General features: G+C 54.9%; 15 protein-coding genes and 2 tRNA genes. 11 read left to right on the top strand and 6 right to left on the bottom strand.

Translation table 11 applies throughout. The features are described from left to right. Positions 1 to 44 precede the first annotated feature (44 nt). From G512_RS0113710 to G512_RS0113690, 5 genes are read left to right on the top strand one after another with little or no spacing between them, the layout of a single operon-like run. Positions 45 to 917: a branched-chain amino acid ABC transporter permease gene (locus tag G512_RS0113710; RefSeq protein ID WP_028482216.1), complete on the top strand. Its 873-nt coding sequence runs from the start codon at positions 45 to 47 to the stop codon at positions 915 to 917. 2 nt (positions 918 to 919) lie between these two features. Further along, positions 920 to 1,888: a branched-chain amino acid ABC transporter permease gene (locus tag G512_RS0113705; RefSeq protein WP_028482215.1), complete on the top strand. Its 969-nt coding sequence runs from the start codon at positions 920 to 922 to the stop codon at positions 1,886 to 1,888. After that, on the top strand, positions 1,885 to 2,673 hold the full coding sequence (locus tag G512_RS0113700) for an ABC transporter ATP-binding protein (RefSeq protein WP_028482214.1): 789 nt from the start codon (positions 1,885 to 1,887) through the stop codon (positions 2,671 to 2,673). Before G512_RS0113705 ends, G512_RS0113700 begins: the two co-directional genes overlap by 4 nt. Next, positions 2,660 to 3,361 carry an ABC transporter ATP-binding protein gene (locus G512_RS0113695; RefSeq protein ID WP_028482213.1) on the top strand — a complete coding sequence of 234 codons (702 nt, stop codon included), beginning with the start codon at positions 2,660 to 2,662 and terminating at the stop codon, positions 3,359 to 3,361. The genes G512_RS0113700 and G512_RS0113695 overlap by 14 nt, the downstream gene beginning before the upstream one ends. Positions 3,362 to 3,365: 4 nt before the next feature. Beyond that, positions 3,366 to 5,441, top strand: a complete 2,076-nt coding sequence (locus tag G512_RS0113690; RefSeq protein ID WP_228130515.1) for a 3-hydroxyacyl-CoA dehydrogenase NAD-binding domain-containing protein — start codon at positions 3,366 to 3,368, stop codon at positions 5,439 to 5,441. A 126-nt stretch (positions 5,442 to 5,567) separates the two neighbouring features. Here G512_RS0113690 and G512_RS0113685 read toward each other — a convergent pair. Beyond that, a tRNA-Gln gene (locus G512_RS0113685) sits at positions 5,568 to 5,642 on the bottom strand. Positions 5,643 to 5,882: 240 nt separating this feature from the next. Here G512_RS0113685 and G512_RS0113675 point away from each other — a divergent pair. Next, positions 5,883 to 5,959 (top strand) — tRNA-Pro (locus tag G512_RS0113675). A 37-nt stretch (positions 5,960 to 5,996) separates the two neighbouring features. Here the strand turns inward: G512_RS0113675 and G512_RS0113670 are convergent. Continuing rightward, positions 5,997 to 7,121 carry a glycosyltransferase gene (locus tag G512_RS0113670; RefSeq protein WP_028482210.1) on the bottom strand — a complete coding sequence of 375 codons (1,125 nt, stop codon included), beginning with the start codon at positions 7,119 to 7,121 and terminating at the stop codon, positions 5,997 to 5,999. A gap of 267 nt (positions 7,122 to 7,388) precedes the next feature. On the opposite strand from G512_RS0113670, the gene purU reads away from it, so the two are divergent. Both purU and folD read left to right on the top strand, forming a co-directional pair. Continuing rightward, positions 7,389 to 8,246 (top strand): formyltetrahydrofolate deformylase, encoded by an 858-nt coding sequence (gene purU, locus G512_RS0113665; RefSeq protein ID WP_028482209.1) that lies wholly within the window; start codon positions 7,389 to 7,391, stop codon positions 8,244 to 8,246. Positions 8,247 to 8,254: 8 nt separating this feature from the next. Further along, a complete protein-coding gene (folD, locus tag G512_RS0113660) occupies positions 8,255 to 9,166 on the top strand; it encodes a bifunctional methylenetetrahydrofolate dehydrogenase/methenyltetrahydrofolate cyclohydrolase FolD (protein WP_028482208.1) in 912 nt (303 codons plus the stop codon). 42 nt (positions 9,167 to 9,208) lie between these two features. On the opposite strand, the gene G512_RS0113655 is transcribed toward folD, so the two are convergent. Beyond that, entirely contained in the window at positions 9,209 to 10,030 is an 822-nt protein-coding gene (locus tag G512_RS0113655; RefSeq protein ID WP_028482207.1) for a lytic murein transglycosylase, read from the bottom strand. A gap of 404 nt (positions 10,031 to 10,434) precedes the next feature. Here G512_RS0113655 and G512_RS0113650 point away from each other — a divergent pair, with 404 nt between their 5' ends. Next, complete coding sequence (locus G512_RS0113650; RefSeq protein WP_413037907.1) at positions 10,435 to 11,427, top strand: BMP family lipoprotein; 993 nt, start codon at positions 10,435 to 10,437, stop codon at positions 11,425 to 11,427. A gap of 56 nt (positions 11,428 to 11,483) precedes the next feature. On the opposite strand, the gene G512_RS0113645 is transcribed toward G512_RS0113650, so the two are convergent. Further along, the gene (locus tag G512_RS0113645; protein WP_162143382.1) at positions 11,484 to 12,887 is read right to left on the bottom strand and encodes an aminotransferase-like domain-containing protein; all 1,404 of its coding nucleotides are present in this window, start codon (positions 12,885 to 12,887) and stop codon (positions 11,484 to 11,486) included. 100 nt (positions 12,888 to 12,987) lie between these two features. Here G512_RS0113645 and G512_RS0113640 point away from each other — a divergent pair, with 100 nt between their 5' ends. Continuing rightward, positions 12,988 to 13,584 (top strand): LysE family translocator, encoded by a 597-nt coding sequence (locus G512_RS0113640; RefSeq protein ID WP_028482204.1) that lies wholly within the window; start codon positions 12,988 to 12,990, stop codon positions 13,582 to 13,584. A 36-nt stretch (positions 13,585 to 13,620) separates the two neighbouring features. On the opposite strand, the gene G512_RS0113635 is transcribed toward G512_RS0113640, so the two are convergent. Together G512_RS0113635 and G512_RS0113630 are read right to left on the bottom strand one after the other, a co-directional pair. Then, complete coding sequence (locus G512_RS0113635; protein WP_028482203.1) at positions 13,621 to 14,574, bottom strand: nucleoside hydrolase; 954 nt, start codon at positions 14,572 to 14,574, stop codon at positions 13,621 to 13,623. A 7-nt stretch (positions 14,575 to 14,581) separates the two neighbouring features. Then, positions 14,582 to 15,538, bottom strand: coding sequence for a nucleoside hydrolase (locus tag G512_RS0113630; RefSeq protein ID WP_028482202.1), 957 nt, complete (start codon positions 15,536 to 15,538; stop codon positions 14,582 to 14,584). A 125-nt stretch (positions 15,539 to 15,663) separates the two neighbouring features. Between G512_RS0113630 and G512_RS0113625 the strand changes: the two genes are divergently transcribed. Beyond that, positions 15,664 to 16,698, top strand: a complete 1,035-nt coding sequence (locus G512_RS0113625; RefSeq protein ID WP_028482201.1) for a DUF2817 domain-containing protein — start codon at positions 15,664 to 15,666, stop codon at positions 16,696 to 16,698. The last annotated feature ends 380 nt before the right edge of the window (positions 16,699 to 17,078 follow it).

Here is a 17,078-nt window from a genome sequence, read left to right as displayed (position 1 = left end):
GTCCGCATCCTGCACAGCATGACAAATGAAAAGGTCTGGGCGCAATGTCCGAGTTTCTGCAATTCGTGTTCTCAGGGCTCACGGTTGGCGCTGTTTATGCGCTGGTCGCCCTCGGGTTTACGATTATCTACAACGCATCGTCCGTCGTGAACTTCGCTCAAGGTGAGTTCGTGATGCTCGGCGGTATGGCAACAGTCTTCATATTCGACGCCGGTGTGCCGATCTGGGGAGCAGCGGCACTGGCAATCCTTCTTACGGCAACAATCGGCATCTTGCTAAACAAGCTGGCTATTGAACCCGCCCGTGGTGCATCGGTGGTCAACCTCATCATCATCACCATTGGAGCGTCAATTTTCCTGCGCGGCCTGGCACAAATTGTGTTTGACAAGCAAATTCACCGATTTCCAGCATTTTCTGGCGACACGCCCTTCAATATAGCTGGCGCAACGTTGCTGCCGCAGAGCATTTGGGTACTGTTCGGTGCAGCAGCGGTTTTCATCGGTCTGTATGCCTTCTTTACCCGCACCCTGATGGGAAAGGCCGTGCTGGCAACAGCCAACAATCGCCTCGCCGCTCGTTTGGTTGGTATCAACACGAACTTCATCATGGCGCTGAGTTTCGCGCTGTCCGCTGCAGTCGGAGCGACAGCTGGCGTGTTGGTCACACCAATCACCCTCACCAGTTATGACATTGGTGTCATGCTCGCCCTCAAGGGATTTGCCGCCGCAATGCTGGGCGGCATGGGCAACCCCTTTGGCGCGCTGGTCGGGGGCCTGTTGATTGGCCTGATAGAGGCAACCACCGCTGGTTACCTGTCTTCTGACTACAAGGATGCAGCAGCCTTCATAGTCATTCTGCTCACCCTGTTCGTCATGCCGCAGGGCCTGTTCGGGCAAAAATCGATGGAGCGCGTCTGACCATGCTGACCCGAATTCCACCCCGTGTGCGCGCACTCCTCATACTGAGCATTCTCATCCTGATTGCGCCCATGCTGTTTCCATCGTCATTTTATTATCGCATTGGAACGCTGATTTTCATCAACTCCATCGCAGTGATCGGGCTTGTCATTCTCATCGGATATGCTGGCCAAATCAGCTTGGGGCATGCAGGCTTTTCCGGCATTGGCGCTTACGCCTGTGCCTTGGCTCCAACCCATCTTGGTTTGCCGCCATTCTTGAGCCTGATCCTGGGCGCCGTAATCTCGGGTTTGCTCGCCTGGTTTGTCGGCCGTCCCATATTACGCCTCAAGGGACACTATCTGGCCGTTGCCACACTGGGGTTGGGCATGTTGATCTCGATGGTGCTGAACAACGAGGCTCAATTTACTGGTGGGCCAGACGGCATGATGGTCGCGTCACTTGGCCTTACAAAGGGGCTGGAAGGTCTCTTTGACGTCAACCTGAAAACCTCTGTAGTCTGGTATTGGTTCGCTGGCGTGATGGTGCTGCTCGGTGCATGGATTGCGCTGAACCTTTACAACAGCCCTACAGGGCGCGTGTTGCGTTCCGTTCATGACTCGGAGATAGCAGCCAAGACCGTTGGAGCCGATGTGGCGCGCTATAAACTGGTCGCATTTGTAATCTCTGCCGTATATGCCTCCATCGCAGGCTCCATGCTGGCTTTGTTCAACCGGTTCATCACTCCGGATATAGCGAGCTTCCTGCACTCGGTAGAGTTGGTCACCATGACTGTCCTGGGTGGTGCGGGTTCCGTGTTGGGCGGCATCGCTGGGGCGACACTTCTTACCGCTCTGCCTCAAGCTCTCACAGTGTTCCACGAGTATGAGCATGTAATGCTGGGCCTCATCATGATGTTGGTCATGATATTCATGCGGGATGGCCTGTTGCCGACCCTGCGCAAAACACTGACGCGGAGGGCCATTGCATGAGTCTTCTTGGCGTACGCGGACTGGGTATCGATTTCGGCGGTATTACCGCGGTGAATGCACTCGATTTTGATGTCCAGCCGGGAGAAATCGTATCCATCATTGGCCCGAACGGTGCAGGCAAGACGACCCTGTTCAACATGATATCCGGGATCTACAAGCCGGATCGTGGCACTGTCACACTGGACGGCGATGATGTCACTTCCCTGGAGCCGCACAAGTTAGCGGAGCGGGGATTGTCACGCACCTTTCAGAACTTGCAAAGCTTTGAACAGATGACCGCCCTCGAGAACGTCATGGTGGGCTGCCACATGTCCGAGCGCAGCCCGGTATGGGTGGACTTGCTTCGCCTTCCCTCCAGCAGTCGGCGCAATCGCGAAACACAAGAACGCGCCATGACCTTGCTCAAGCGCGTTCACTTGGAAAAAGCGGCCCATATGGAGGCCAGTTCGCTTTCCTATGGAGCCTTGAAACGCATCGATATTGCCCGCGCTCTGGCTTGCAACCCGCGCATTCTGTTGCTGGATGAACCGGCGGCCGGATGTAACGCAGTAGAAACCGAGGAAATTGATGCTCTGATCGCCGAAATTGCGCAGGAGGGCGTCGCCATCCTACTCGTCGAGCACGACATGAAACTGGTCATGAAAATTTCCAACCATGTCATTGCTCTGAACTATGGCGAGAAGCTTGCTGAGGGAACACCTGCAGAAATCAGCCGAGACCCGAAAGTCGTCGAAGCGTACCTTGGCAGCCATGGAGGAAAGGAGGCCGCAGATGCTCTCGGTTAATGGCCTGCGCACCCGATATGGCCGGATCGAAGTACTTCATGGGATTGATCTTGAAGTGCACTCCGGCGAGATCGTCACACTGGTCGGAGCAAATGGCGCCGGCAAAACTACACTGCTACGCTGCTTGTCCGGCATTCAACCCGTTACAGAGGGAACCATCCACTTTCGTGGTGACAACATCACCACTGCGCCGTCCTATGCCCGTGTCAAACAAGGATTGGTGCAGGCCCCTGAGGGCCGACAGATCTTCACCAACCTGTCAGTGGAAGAGAACCTGCGCTTAGGTGCTTACCAATACCGTGATGCCAGAGTTGACAAAGATCTGCAGGAAGCCTTTGCTCTGTTCCCAATCCTGCGAGAGAAACGCAACCTGCCCGCCGGCGGCCTGTCTGGTGGCCAGCAGCAAATGCTGGCGATAGCGCGTGCACTGATGGGTCGCCCAATGTGCTTGCTGCTCGACGAACCCAGTCTTGGGCTGGCTCCCATTCTGGTTGATCAGATCCTGGAAACCGTAAAAAGTCTCAAAGAGCTGGATGTAACAGTATTTGTCGTTGAGCAAAACGCCTTCGCGGCTTTGTCCATCGCAGATCGCGGCTATGTAATGGAAACCGGCCAGATCCTCATGGCGGCCCCGGCCAATGACCTTTTGGCGGATGATCGCGTTCGCGAAGCTTATCTTGGTGTCTAACCTGATGACAACAAAGGACGTCATGCCAGTATCTATAAAAATGCACGAGTCTATCGCTGTCGTGCAGATTGACCACCCGCCTGTCAACGCTCTCTCGCACGCAGTTCGAACAGGCCTATTACGGGCGGTAGAAACCGTCAACGCTACACCCGAAATCGCAGCTGCGGTTCTTGTGTGTGCCGGTCGCACCTTCATTGCCGGTGCAGATGTGCGAGAGTTCAACCAACCCGCACGAGAACCGCATCTGCCCGATGTGATCGATGCAATCGAAGCCTGCTCCAAGCCCTGGGTCGCAGCACTGCATGGCAATGCACTGGGCGGCGGTTTGGAGGTCGCGCTCGGGTGTCATTATCGCATTGCCCTTTCTTCTGCTCGAATGGGACTACCGGAAGTGACACTGGGTCTCATCCCCGGCGCCGGGGGTACTGTGCGCTTGCCGCGGCTCATTCCTGTACCGCAGGCGGTCGAAATGATCACAAGCGGCAAACCGATTAGCGCAAAAGAGGCAGCTTCCCTGGGCTTGGTTGATCAGATTGTTGACGATGAACTCGAGAACGCAGCGATCGCTTTCGCCCAAACCCGTACGTCGCAGCCTTTGGTATCAACGCGTGACCGATCCATCAAAGACGCGCCTACAGAGCCCGACTTCTGGTCACATGCAAAAAGCCGATTGGAACGCAAGGCCCGAGGCCAGATTTCACCTCTGTACGCATTGGAAGCGGTCAAAAACGCTGTAACTCTGGCATTTGAGGACGCCTATGCCAAAGAGCGCTCTTGCTTCCTGGAGTTACGCCAGTCCGATCAGGCCAGCGCCCTACGCCATGCTTTCTTCGCCGAGCGGGCTGTTGGACGGCTGGACAGTCTGAAGGATGTTCAATCACGCCCCTTGGACGCAGCAGGTGTCATTGGTGGCGGCACCATGGGCGCAGGCATTGCCACAGCCCTTCTTCTGGCCGGAATACGCGTGACCTTGGTTGAGCGTGACGAGGACAGCCTGAAAGCAGGCGCTTCACGCGTTGCCTCCATACTTGAGGCTAGCGTCAAACGTGGCTTGCTCACACCCGACAGACAACGCGAGCTGATAGAAACACTTGGCCAGACGACGACCTACGAAGACTTGGCAAACGTAGATCTTGCCATTGAAGCTGTGTTCGAAAGCATGCCGGTCAAGCAGGAGGTATTTAAGCGCCTTGACCAAGTCCTGAAACCGGGAGCAATTCTGGCTACCAACACCTCTTACCTTGATGTCAATGCCATCGCCCGCGCTACCCAGCGCCCGACAGATGTCATCGGCCTGCACTTTTTCAGCCCCGCGCACATCATGAAGCTATTGGAAATTGTCGAAGCGGACGCCACAGCACCGGATGTGCTTGCAACGGGCTTTGAGTTGGCCAGAAAACTGCGCAAGGTTGGCATTCGGTCCGGCGTATGCGACGGCTTCATCGGCAATCGCATTCTGAAAGTATATCGTCAGAACGCGGAGCGCCTTCTTTTGGAAGGTGGAACCCCTGCACAGGTAGATAGCGCCATGCGCCGTTTCGGCATGCCCATGGGCCCCTTCGAAATGCAGGATCTTGCGGGTCTCGACATCGCAGCTGCCCAGAGACACGCGGCGCGGGAAAAGGGTATCAACGTCTTTGCTCCTGTTTCTGACCGCTTGTGCGAAAAAAAACGCTTCGGTCAAAAGTGCAATGCCGGCTGGTATCGCTACGAAGACAACAGCCGCACACCACTCGAAGATGACGAAGTGCTCAAACTCATTCGTGAAGAGGCAAGTCAGCATCATGTGGCTCACAAAGCACATGATGACAACAGTATTCAGCGGGCCATCCTGTTTCCGATGATCAATGAGGCTTGCTTCATTCTTGACGAAGGGATCGCAACCAGACCACTCGAGATAGATATGGTCGAAATCCATGGCTATGGCTTTCCGCGCTGGCGCGGCGGCCTGATGCACTATGCAGATACCATCGGCGCATCAACTCTTCTTGATGCTCTCGGTGCTGATCAAGCAACCGAGCCTGCGCCTTTGATCAAGAGCCTCGCGAAAACCGGTGGCACGTTTGCCGATCTGAACTGAAAACGAAAGCCACCACGAATGCATATGGCCCATGCCACAGAAGTGGTGTGGGCTTCCGCACGCGAGTAAACCAGCCTCAAAGCGAACTTTGACTGCCTGATTACTTCATTCATTTTAGGAAGAAAATGGCTGGGGTGGTAGGATTCGAACCTACGGTACACGGTACCAAAAACCGCTGCCTTACCACTTGGCCACACCCCATTGCTGTGTGGCGCTCTGTATAGCCATCTCCATGTGATTAGGCAACCTCCCCCAAATCATTCTCTGTGAGAAAAACACAAATGGTCCACAGCAGAACTACGGACACTTCAAAATGCAGTTTAGTCTTCCACAACCGTGAAATCCCCACTTGCCGAAAATGGTGACCGTTGTTAGATAGCTCACATATTCGGCGCCGGTCCTTGACGGACAAGCGTCCCTTCATAAAATATGAAGTTGTGTCGGAGTGTAGCGCAGCCTGGTAGCGCACCTCGTTCGGGACGAGGGGGTCGGAGGTTCGAATCCTCTCACTCCGACCATTTTTCAATAAACAATAACAATCAATATCTTGTCTGCTCAGGAACCATTGGTCTCCGGCGGCATGCTCACCTTTTTCAGCACCCCTTCATAGGCATCAAAGACACGCTCAGCTGAAAACAACCGGGCCTTTTCCGTCAGCGCATCTACAGGCTTACGGCACTTGGACAGTGACACAAGCGCTCTCGACAACTCTTCAGCACTTCCTTCGGCACACAGGACTGCCGCCTCCACATCCTCGAGTATTTCATGCGCGCCAGCCGATCCGCCGACCACTGCCATAGGTGTTCCCAAAGCCATGGCAACGGCAACCTGACGATCAAATGCATCACCTGCGTGGGGTTGCACATAAACATCCGCAGCGCGCAAAAACCGTTCAATCCCACTCACGTTACCGGGCAAAACAACTACATCCTCAAGAGCAAGACTTGATGCCATCTGCTCCAATGCATCGCGCACCTCCCCTTCACCGATCACAATACCCAAAAGGTCCAGCTTGTAGCGACTGACGGCAAGAGCCTGCAAGAGATCCTCATGCCCGCTTCCCTTGGACAGCGGGCCGGAACTGACAATGACAACGCGTCCCTTGGGCTCAAACCACGGCTCTTCAATAGCGCGCTCTGAAGCCTCAAACACATCAAACGACACAAGCGGGTTGTAGATCACGCGAAGAAACTCGTCATCGAGCCAATCACACAATCCGATTACGGAGGCAATGCTCTCCATGACACAGATAATCACATCCGCATCACGATAGCTGTACGGCACCGCAAGTAATGCGATTTCACGCCTCGCATCTTCGTCAAGACTGGCATCCACGGAGAACATTCTGTGCTCTACGGCAACAATAGGCAAAGGCGGCCTGCTACGCAACTTGGCCGCCGTAATCGCACAGGTATTGGCTCGCTGCCCATGTGCAATGACAACATCCGGACGGTCATTTTCAAACAACCGCACGAGATCAGCCAATGCAACAGAAACTTTACCACGTTGGAAACACAGAGCCTCAACACCATCCGGAACCAGATGCTGTTCAAGTTGAGCGCCGGTCAGGCCGATGAGTTGCACCACATGACCACGACTGGCAAGGCCGCCACTCAAGTCGAGCGCGACACGTGCCATCTCGTCCCCTTCCAAGGCCTCAACAATCATGCAGATTTTCATGAAGGGGTCCCGAACTCCATCACCGAAAACAGTTCAAGGATAAAAACGCGAACTGGCAGCAACAACTCCTCGCATCGTGCTGGGAAGAAACACCCATGGATGTAATGACGATAGGTAAGCGACGCTCGCGTGAGCACACCACTGCGGAAAACACCGAGCTCTTCTTCATTTTCTGGATTATATCGATGATTTCACCTTTCTTTCGCACTGCACTGTGCCTATGCTCCCGCCAAAATTCAGATAATCATCAAGGACCACGTGCTGACCATGAACAGCCAAGCCAACTTTGTGTTGACCCTCTCCTGCGGAGATCGCAAGGGGATCGTCGCGGCCGTTGCCAACTGCATCACTTCCCAAGGCTGCAACATTTGCGAGAGCGCACAATATGGTGACCCGGAAACTAGACGCTTCTTCATGCGTGTGTCATTCAGCGCCCCCGAAGGTATGACGCGGGAGCAATTTGTTGAAGGCTTCAGCCCCGTCGCCACGGCCTATGATTTCAAATGGGAGGTACACGACCTTTCCCGGAAACCGCGTGTTCTCATCATGGTTTCGAAAATGGGTCATTGCCTGAACGATCTGCTCTATCGCAACTTCACCGGCCAACTTCGCATGGAATTGGTTGGCGTGGCCTCGAACCATGAAACTTGGCGTTCACGGGTGGAGCACGAAAAAATCCCGTTTCATTATCTCCCCGTATCGAAGGACACCAAAAGCGAGCAGGAAGCCGAGATCCTGAAACTGGTAGAGCGGGAAAGGGTGGATCTGGTTGTCCTGGCCCGCTACATGCAAATCCTATCGGACGACCTCTCCCAAAAACTGGCGGGCAAGGTCATCAACATTCACCATTCCTTCCTGCCCAGCTTTATTGGTGCGCGCCCCTATCATCGGGCGCACGAACGCGGCGTAAAAATGGTCGGCGCCACGGCTCACTATGTAACAGCCGACTTGGATGAAGGCCCCATCATCGAGCAGGATGTAAGCCGAGTGGAACACCATCACTCGGTAGATGAGCTCATTGCACAGGGACGGGATACGGAGAGTCAGGTTCTTGCCCGCGCTGTTCGTTACCATCTGGAGCACCGCATCCTGCTGAACGGCGATCGCACAGTCATTTTCAAATAGGAGGCTCCATGAGCGAGGCAACCATCATCGACGGCAAAGCAACTGCAGCCTCTGTTACGGATGAAATCAGCGCCCGTGCGACACGCTTGGTAGAAGAGACCGGTGTCAAGCCCGGTCTTGCAGTCGTATTGGTGGGTGAAGATCCAGCCAGTCAGGTCTACGTTCGCAACAAGGGACGTATGGCAGAAAAGTGCGGATTTCATTCCGTCCAGCATAACCTGCCCGCCGACGCAGCGGAAATCGACATCCTGTCTTTGGTCACCCAGTTGAACAACGATCCCGAAATTCACGGAATTTTGGTGCAACTTCCACTGCCGGCTCACATTGATGAAGGCAAGGTATTACAGTTGATCAAGCCGGAAAAAGATGTCGACGGTTTTCACCCGGTGAATGTCGGGCTTCTGGGCGCGGGCCAAACGGAAAAGGCCCTTGTACCATGCACCCCCGCAGGGGCCGTTTTGCTCGCAAAACGCGCAGCCGGGGGTGATCTTGCCGGTTTGAATGCTGTAATCGTTGGCAGGTCCAACATTGTTGGAAAACCTGTGGCCCAACTGCTGTTACAAGAAAACTGCACGGTCACGATTTCCCACTCGCGCACCCGCGACCTGCAAGAGGTCGTCAAGGGAGCAGATCTGCTGATCGCGGCAGTTGGCCGGCCTCAAATGATCACCGGTGATTGGATCAAGGAAGGCGCAATCATCATTGACGTTGGCATCAATCGCATCCCGGCTCCGGAAAAAGGGGAAGGCAAGACAAGGCTTGTTGGCGACGTGGATTTTGACACCGCCAAAACGGTCGCAAAGGCCATAACTCCAGTACCAGGTGGGGTCGGCCCGATGACTATCGCCATGTTGATGGCAAACACACTCACTGCAGCCCGCAGGCAACAAAATCTGGCGGAAGAACCTCCACTGTTCTGATAATGGAATGCCCGCCAACAGGACCCCGTTGGCGGGCTTTTTTCAGTTTGCTGGTTCGGTCAACTTCTCGGCCATGACCTGAATTGTCTTCACATATACCCCGGCCCGATTCCAGGCGCGGATCACTTCATGGTTCGCCGTACCTGGCCCCCAGGGTTGGCCCATTTGCCACCCGTAAGCCGAAAGATAGTGCGCTGTGGAACCCAATGCATCGGGAACGCTGTAGAGCAAATCACGGCGCCCGTCCCCGTCGAAGTCCAACGCGAACTTGATGTAGGAGCTGGCAAGAAACTGGGTCTGACCCAACTCCCCTGCCCATGCACCCTTCATGCGTGCGGGCTCCAGATCCCCTTTTTCGACAATCATGAGGGCGTGGCGCAGTTCATTGCGAAAAAACTCTGAGCGCCGACAGTCATACGCCAGCGTTGCGAGCGATCGCATTGTCGACATGTCGCCAATGTTGCGACCATATCCGGTCTCCAACCCCCAAATGGCAACCACTATTTCTTTAGGTACGCCAAAGCGCTGCTCAATGCGGTCTAGTAACCCGGCATGTTCCTGCATGAGACGGCGACCTTTACGAATGAGGGCATCGTTCACACGCAACTTGTAAAAATCTTCAAAGGTCATCTTGAAGGATTTTTGGTTCCGGTCGTAACGGATTACTCTCGCATTGTAGCGTACGCCGTCCAGCGCCATTTCAATGGTCCGCGGTGAGAACCCGTCGGCTCGTGCCTGTTCTTTGTAGGACTTGAGCCAACCATTGAATCCCGTACCGTCATTTCCGCAGGCCGTCACGTCCGCGTGCGTAGCCGTCGTAAGGCCCAGCAGCACCCCTACACATACAAAGATTAGTTTTCGCACTTTCTCGCTCCTGAAAAACTGCAGTGATTCCTGCTTAATCCTTTGGCACTATAGGTAATCAGAAGTTTAGGTTTTGACAAAAGCCGCCCACAAGAGCGGCAGCAAGTGAAAAATTTTGCAGTCAATGTCAAAGCATTTGTTTTTTTCTTGATTAGCCTGAAAGCCTGTGTCCAACTGGCGGTCTGGGGCAAGAAATTGCGAATAGCTCGACCACACTCCGGAATGGAAAAGCGAACAACAGATGACGAGCCTAGACTTCCCTTAAGCAAACTATGGCTTTTCACAGCGTGTTGATCGGATGATTCCATTCAAGTGGCGAACCTGCACTTGGGAGGGAACAGGTCGGGTCACCAGAGTCTATTAGAACCAAGATGTTTAGTCTGGAGGATTAGGGGATGACTTTCTTGAAAAAATTCGCGGCAGGTGCGCTGCTGGCAACCGCCTTGAGCACAGGCGCCGTTGCTGCAGACCTCAAGCCAGCCGTTATCTTTGACATGGGGGGCAAGTTCGACAAGTCATTCAACGAGGCGGCGTATCGCGGAGCCGAAGCGTTCAAAGAAAAGACGGGCATCGAATACCGCGAATTCGAAGTCACAAATCCGTCTCAGCGCGAACAGGCGATGCGGAACTTCGCCCGCCGTGGCATGAACCCGATTATTGGTATCGGCTTTGCGCAAGCAGCGGCCATGGAGAAGGTATCCAAGGAGTTTCCCGAAACCAAGTTCGCTATTGTCGACATGGTTGTGGATCAACCCAATGTGCGCTCGATCGTGTTTAAGGAACATGAAGGCTCTTATCTGGTGGGCATGATCGCTGCCATGGCAACAGAAACCGACAAGATTGGCTTCGTCGGCGGCATGGATATCCCGCTCATCTCCAAGTTCTCGTGTGGCTATAAGCAAGGTGCAGCTGCCGTGAACGGCGACATTACCGTTTACAGCAACATGACTGGCACAACTCCTGCTGCATGGAATGACCCCGTCAAGGGCGGTGAACTGGCCAAGTCTCAGTTTGCGCGTGGTGCCGATATTGTATTCCACGCAGCCGGCTCGACTGGTCTCGGCGTGCTTCAAGCAGCGGCTGATGAAGGAAAGCTGGCAATTGGCGTCGATTCAAACCAGAACCACCTCCATCCCGGCTCTGTACTGACTTCCATGGTCAAGCGCGTTGACGTTGCAGTAGAACAGGCCCTGATGGATGCCAAGAATGATACCTTCTCGACCGGCATTCAGTCCCTTGGTCTGGCAGAAGACGGCGTCGCCTACGCGCTGGACGAATACAATGCCGACCTGATCTCAGAAGAAATGGCCGCAGCAGTTGAAGCCGCCAAGGCTGATATCATCTCAGGCAAGATCGAAATTCACGATTACATGTCAGACAACACCTGCCCCATGTGAGGCTTCTGACATTAGTAAAAAACGCCGGGGCTTCTGCTCCGGCGTTTTCATTTGCTCTAACCCATCAATTCGCGGCCACGATTTCCAGAGCCAAAGGTCTCCAAAGCCTCACACAGTATGTTCAAGGCCCGCTCAAAGTCCTCATCCCGTAGTATGGTGCCCAAGGACAACCTCAATCCTTCATGGCGATGTCGTTCGGGGAGCTGAAAATAGTGGGAAGCGAGAATATCAACCCCCTTTCGGCCCAGATACTCCTGCACCACCATTGAACTCACCCCTTCCGGCATCCCCACCCAAACAAATGGCTTCTGCGCACCGCCCTTCACGGAGAAGCGTGCCAAGATACGCTGCACAATAGCAAAACGCCTCGCCAGTGCCGTTCGCTTGGCGGCAAGCGTCTGTTCAACCGCACCGGCACGAACCCAGTAACAGGCGATTTCTGCGACCACAGGCGACGCCATCCAGACACTCTCTCCGATGAAGTTCCGAATACCTGCCGTCCGCATCATCGGCAGGTGCACAAACCCGACACGCAATCCCGGCGCCATCACTTTTGACATGGAACTGATAGACGCTGTCAGTTCTGGCAGGAGCCTCGCAAACGGCACGGTTTCCTCACTCAGGAACGGCGTGTAAGGATCATCTTCAATAACCTTCACCCCATGAACTGCACAGGCATCAGCGATCGCCTGCCGCTCTTTCAGCGTCATCGTATGCGTCGTGGGGTTGTGAACACTTGGCATGACAAACAGGCCACGAAGACCGCAGCGCTTTGCCGCCGCTTTTATAGCATCCGGATCCATCGCCCCCAGTGAGCCATCCGTGTTGCGTAGGTTCGGGATTGGCACCAGCCGATAGCCATCATGGACTGCACTATCCAGAAGAGACGGATAGCACAGTTCATCAACCCCAATCACATCACCGCGTTCAAACAGGCTATTGATCAGTACCTTGATCCCGTGCTGCGCACCACATGTTACCAACGTTTGCTGCGCAGTTACGTCTCCGCCATAGTGAGCATTGAAAAACGCAGCGCCGACCGAGCGGTGCTCCTCAAGCCCTTCAGAGGGTACATAAGCGTTCAGGCTCGCAAGCTCCGGCTTCTTGGCAACCTCAATCATGGCTGCGCTCAAGTCGGGATTCAGTGGGGTAAAGGCAAAATTACGTGCCAGATCAAGGTTTCCGCTGCCATCTACGGGCGGGGTCAGAGGCGATGGCGGCGCATCTTCATCGCCGCAAATGAACGTTCCGCGTCCGGTCTCGCCCCTTACCAGTTTTCGTCGCTCCGCTTCTGAGTACGCCCTGCTAACGGTCCCCAGCGTTACGCCGAGCTGATACGCGAGCTCTCGTTGCGGCGGCAGCTTGTCTCCCGGCTGTAGTCTTCCTTCAGCCACGTCCTGAGCCAAGGCTTCGGCAATGGCGAGATATATTGGCCCTTCGGCAGTTTTGACGTTCGGCACCCACATTGTCATGGTAACAATAAATCCATTGACCCGATCAATTCATCAGATATTTCTATCACATCAACCTAATTGTTTCAATTGTATGGGTACAATCATCATGGATATAGCAACAGTGGGCGCATTCGCAGCCTTCGTCGCGATCATGACCGGAACACCCGGCCCGGGAAATCTAACCTTCATGGCGATTGGAACCAGCGCGGGCTACAAAACGGCTTTCCCGGTTATTCTGGCCTCTCAGGTTGGCAGTATCTTTCTAAACCTGTGCGTGGCCTTTGGCCTCGGCCAAATCATGGCTCAAGGCGGTCCAGTCGTCACACTCTTCAAGGTCGCCAGCATGAGCTATATGACCTATCTGGCATGGCGCATTGTCAATCTGACCATCCAACCCAAAGGTGCGGTCACTTTGCCAAGTTTCTGGGAGGGATTGTTCATTCACCCGCTCAGCCCCAAAACATGGGCCATGAGCCTCGTGGCGTTCACCACGTTTTTTGCCGCCAACAATCTGGGCCAGTTTGAGAATGCGTTCATTCTGACCATGGGATTCTTGGCGGGAGGGCTCATTTCCCACTCCCTGTGGGCATTGGCCGGTCAGTCCATCCTCAGCGTCATAGGCGAAGGGAAAGCCCTGCGCATCACCACCATCTCTATGGCCGCACTCATGCTCACAGTCACTGCCTGGTCCATGTTCCTATGAAAGAAAGGCCCGCCGGAACGCCGTTGGTTCAAGGTCTTATTGGCAACTTGCCAGTTTCTGCAAAGACATCTCAAAGAGCTTTTCCAGCTTCGTTCGGTCCGCCTTCTCGACGATTGCGACCGCTGGACGTGTGGTCTTGGCTTCATGGTCCACAAAGGTCGCTCCACGACTGACAGTGCCAGCGGTCTCAACAAGATAACCACAAACCATGGTGCGCGTGGAAACCTCGGCGTCCAGAACACACGCAGCCGCCAAAGGATCCGGCATGATAAGATTGTCTTCATCATACCAGCGGCGGCTCAATTGTCGGCCATGATCACTTATGCCACGCACGAAGTCCCAGAGCCCCCCCTTGGGCAAGCGCGCCAATACCCCCTCCAAGGCGGCTCCTGGCACTGCTGTTTGCAGGCAGGGTTCCCAAGGCACCACAAGCGTATTGATGGGTAGACCGAAGACAACCTCCGCCGCCTCCGGATCACAATAAATATTGAACTCTGCTGAAACGGTCACATTGCCCCGGCCCCGGCAAGTGCCGCCCATGACCCACAACCTATTGATGCCCTTTGCGAGTTCCGGCTCGCTTTCAAGCACGCGGGCCAGATTGGTCAGGGGGCCCAACATCAACAGGTCCACTGCGGCGCCTCCAGCGCAGGCTTGGTAAAGCTGTGCCCGCAGATACCCGACTCCATCTCGTGAAGCCAAAGCTGCGCGGCGTGGTGGCCGCGCGATACCACCCAAACCGTCGTGGCCATGCACGTCCGTTGCATCAACCAAAGGCCCGACCAACGGCCTTGCTGCCCCAGCATGAACCGGGATATCGCGCTGCACGACGGCAAGCGTATCCAGAATATTCACCGTCGCTTGTTCAAGGCCCACATTTCCAAAACACGTCGTAATGGCATCCGGCACCCTGCCCATCCCGATAAGCATGAGAAGGGCCAGCGCATCATCCGTTCCGCCATCCGTATCAACAATAAAACAAGAACTCACGATCACCCTACCCGTGCTTTTGTCCGAATGTATTCAGCATCAAGTCGACAAAGCTGCGCGCATCTGCATCAAAAGCCACATTGACCAGGCGCGCATCCGTTCCACGTCGGCGCACGTCAATTACTGTACGCCCAACGGTCAGAGCGCCTTGGGTTTCAATGGCGACCGGATGAGGCTCGGTTGTGATAACGTCCGGCTGTATGAGATGGGCGACACACAACGCATCATGAACCGGTGCACTATGGGCAATCTCCATGCGCTGTATCTTGTCGTGAACACCAATGCGATGTTCCACAACTGTTGCTGTGGCATCGCCGGCCGGTGTTCCAAGCGCCCGGAACGCGGCGCAGTCATCGCGCGTGACCAAAGCTTTGTGGGTCGCATCCAATGGCACCAGCGTAATCCTCTCGAAGCCGGCAGAAAACACCACATTGGCGGCCTCCGGATCGGCCCAGATATTAAACTCTGCAGAAGGAGTTACATTGCCATGCAGGTGGCCACCGCCCATGATCACCAAATGCGGGATCATCTCCACCAACTTGGGATGAAGGGTGATGGCTGCGGCAATATTGGAAAGAGGTGCCACCGGAACAAGCGTAATCGGATCTGTTGCGTCTCTATAGGTTTCGATAAGGAACTCAACTGCGCCGGCCTCCTGCTTTCGGGAGGTTGCCGGAGGAAGATCAAGGTATTTTCCGTGTATCTTGTCTGTCAGGTCATCCTTTCGGCGCGGCACCGGAAAGTCTGGACGGGCAAAGGGCTTGGCTAGCCCTTCGAAAACCGGAATGGTCGAACGCCCGATCACATCCAACACTCTCAAGGTGTTTTCCGTGCAATACTGAACCTCAGCATTCCCGTTCACGGTCGTTACGCCAACAAGGTCCAGATCCGGATGCAGCGCTGCCAACATGACTGCAACGGCATCATCAGTCCCGGTATCAACATCAAGAATGAGTTTTTTCATGTGACCTTTGAATCTCCCTTGGGCGTAAAACACGTGATGTATTTCGCAGTTAGAATTGTGTATCACCGGATGTGTGGTTGTCCAAGCCACACCACCAACGAGATTCAACGGTTTCAGGCAGGCTCATGTTACATTCTTCTTGGTTTTCCAAAGACTACTTCGAAGCCCAGAGTCGCTTTGACGCAGCCTGCGCAGCCAAAGGCCTGGCCGTAACGGCAGTGCCATGCGAGGGACTGACCAGCCTCAGTGGGCCAGTCCAGACCTTGGTGGCAACACTTGGACCAGACACCGCCAGAAAACGTTTGTTCATAATGTCCGGGGTTCATGGAACCGAATTGACAGCCGGCTCCGGCCTGCAACTTTACCTTCTCCATAAATATGCGGAGGAAAGACTACGCACAGTTCAGATCGTATTCATTCATGCAATCAACCCGGCCGGTGCAGTACTCATGACGCGCACCGACGAAACAAACGTTGATCCCAACCGAAACTATCGTGACTTTTCAGCACCTCTTCCTCCGAATCCCGATTACGCCGCACTCCATGAGGCAATTTGCATCGATGCCATTTCAGGGCCGGAACGCGAACGACAGGAGGCGCCGCTCATCGACTATGTTGAGAAGCACGGCCTTGCCGCCCTTACCCAAAAGGTTTTGAAAGGGCAGCACTCACACCCCATGGGCTTGTTTTACGGCGGCACCCAACGCACCGAGCCAAGCCGGCAACTGAGCGCCATACTCGAGAGCTTTGCGGCACAAACCGATCATGCGGCGATGATCGACCTGCATACAGGTCTGGGCAACGAGGGGGATCTCGAGCTTATCAATTTCCATAAGCCGCAGGACCCCAACAGCCCCTCGTCGCTTGTTGAAGGCCTCATGATTAACGCAATGGATGAGCTGCCGCTGAAGGCCCCTGCCCGCAAATATATTTTTGAGTTCGGGACAAAACCGTTTTGGCACGTCCTGGAAGCGCACCGCCGCGATAATTGGCTCAAGCGCCACCCGTATGTTGCGGAGGCGACGGCCCGGGCCATCAAGGAGTACCTCAAGAACGCGCTGTTTATCAGTTCTGAAGCATGGTGCGCTCACGTTGTGTCGCAAACGCGCGATACTACAGATAAAATCCTCGCAGAGCTGAATGCAGCGGTAGCCTCTTAAACGGCATGTGACGCTTCGGCCACTCGGCCCGCTCTCTCATCACTGCTCTCATTTGTCATCCCGCGCTTGACGCGGGATCCAGTCGGATGGTGGCCAGGTTCTCCGGGCTTGGTGGCTTTGGATGCCGGATCTGCGCGGTGCTTGTCCGGCATGACATCGGTGGGTGATGGCAGACGGATACGGGTTCAAACAAGGAATTGACGTTGCCGGGGTTTGAGCTTTGCCCGGCGCCCCTGTTTATGCGCATTGCTGGCCGTCATGTCTGGGCACAGACGTCCTTGCCGGGGCTTTCTGTGCTGCCCGGCCTTCTGGAAATGGAATAGCGGTGTGCGGGTGCTGTCTGTGGGATTTTATGGGTCTTTAAAACGCAAAAAGCCCCG

Source organism: Pseudovibrio exalbescens DSM 16456 (genome assembly GCF_000422785.1).
Classification (GTDB): domain Bacteria; phylum Pseudomonadota; class Alphaproteobacteria; order Rhizobiales; family Stappiaceae; genus Pseudovibrio; species Pseudovibrio exalbescens.
The sequence above is the reverse complement of the archived record's forward strand: the minus strand, read 5'-3'. Positions and strand labels throughout refer to the sequence as shown.

Coding starts and splice junctions, on each gene's coding strand:
- G512_RS0113710 (WP_028482216.1), top strand. CDS start 45: ATGTCCGAGTTTCTGCAATTCGTGTTCTCAGGGCTCACGGTTGGCGCT.
- G512_RS0113705 (WP_028482215.1), top strand. CDS start 920: ATGCTGACCCGAATTCCACCCCGTGTGCGCGCACTCCTCATACTGAGC.
- G512_RS0113700 (WP_028482214.1), top strand. CDS start 1,885: ATGAGTCTTCTTGGCGTACGCGGACTGGGTATCGATTTCGGCGGTATT.
- G512_RS0113695 (WP_028482213.1), top strand. CDS start 2,660: ATGCTCTCGGTTAATGGCCTGCGCACCCGATATGGCCGGATCGAAGTA.
- G512_RS0113690 (WP_228130515.1), top strand. CDS start 3,366: ATGACAACAAAGGACGTCATGCCAGTATCTATAAAAATGCACGAGTCT.
- G512_RS0113670 (WP_028482210.1), bottom strand. CDS start 7,121: ATGAAAATCTGCATGATTGTTGAGGCCTTGGAAGGGGACGAGATGGCA.
- purU (WP_028482209.1), top strand. CDS start 7,389: ATGAACAGCCAAGCCAACTTTGTGTTGACCCTCTCCTGCGGAGATCGC.
- folD (WP_028482208.1), top strand. CDS start 8,255: ATGAGCGAGGCAACCATCATCGACGGCAAAGCAACTGCAGCCTCTGTT.
- G512_RS0113640 (WP_028482204.1), top strand. CDS start 12,988: ATGGATATAGCAACAGTGGGCGCATTCGCAGCCTTCGTCGCGATCATG.
- G512_RS0113630 (WP_028482202.1), bottom strand. CDS start 15,538: ATGAAAAAACTCATTCTTGATGTTGATACCGGGACTGATGATGCCGTT.
- G512_RS0113625 (WP_028482201.1), top strand. CDS start 15,664: ATGTTACATTCTTCTTGGTTTTCCAAAGACTACTTCGAAGCCCAGAGT.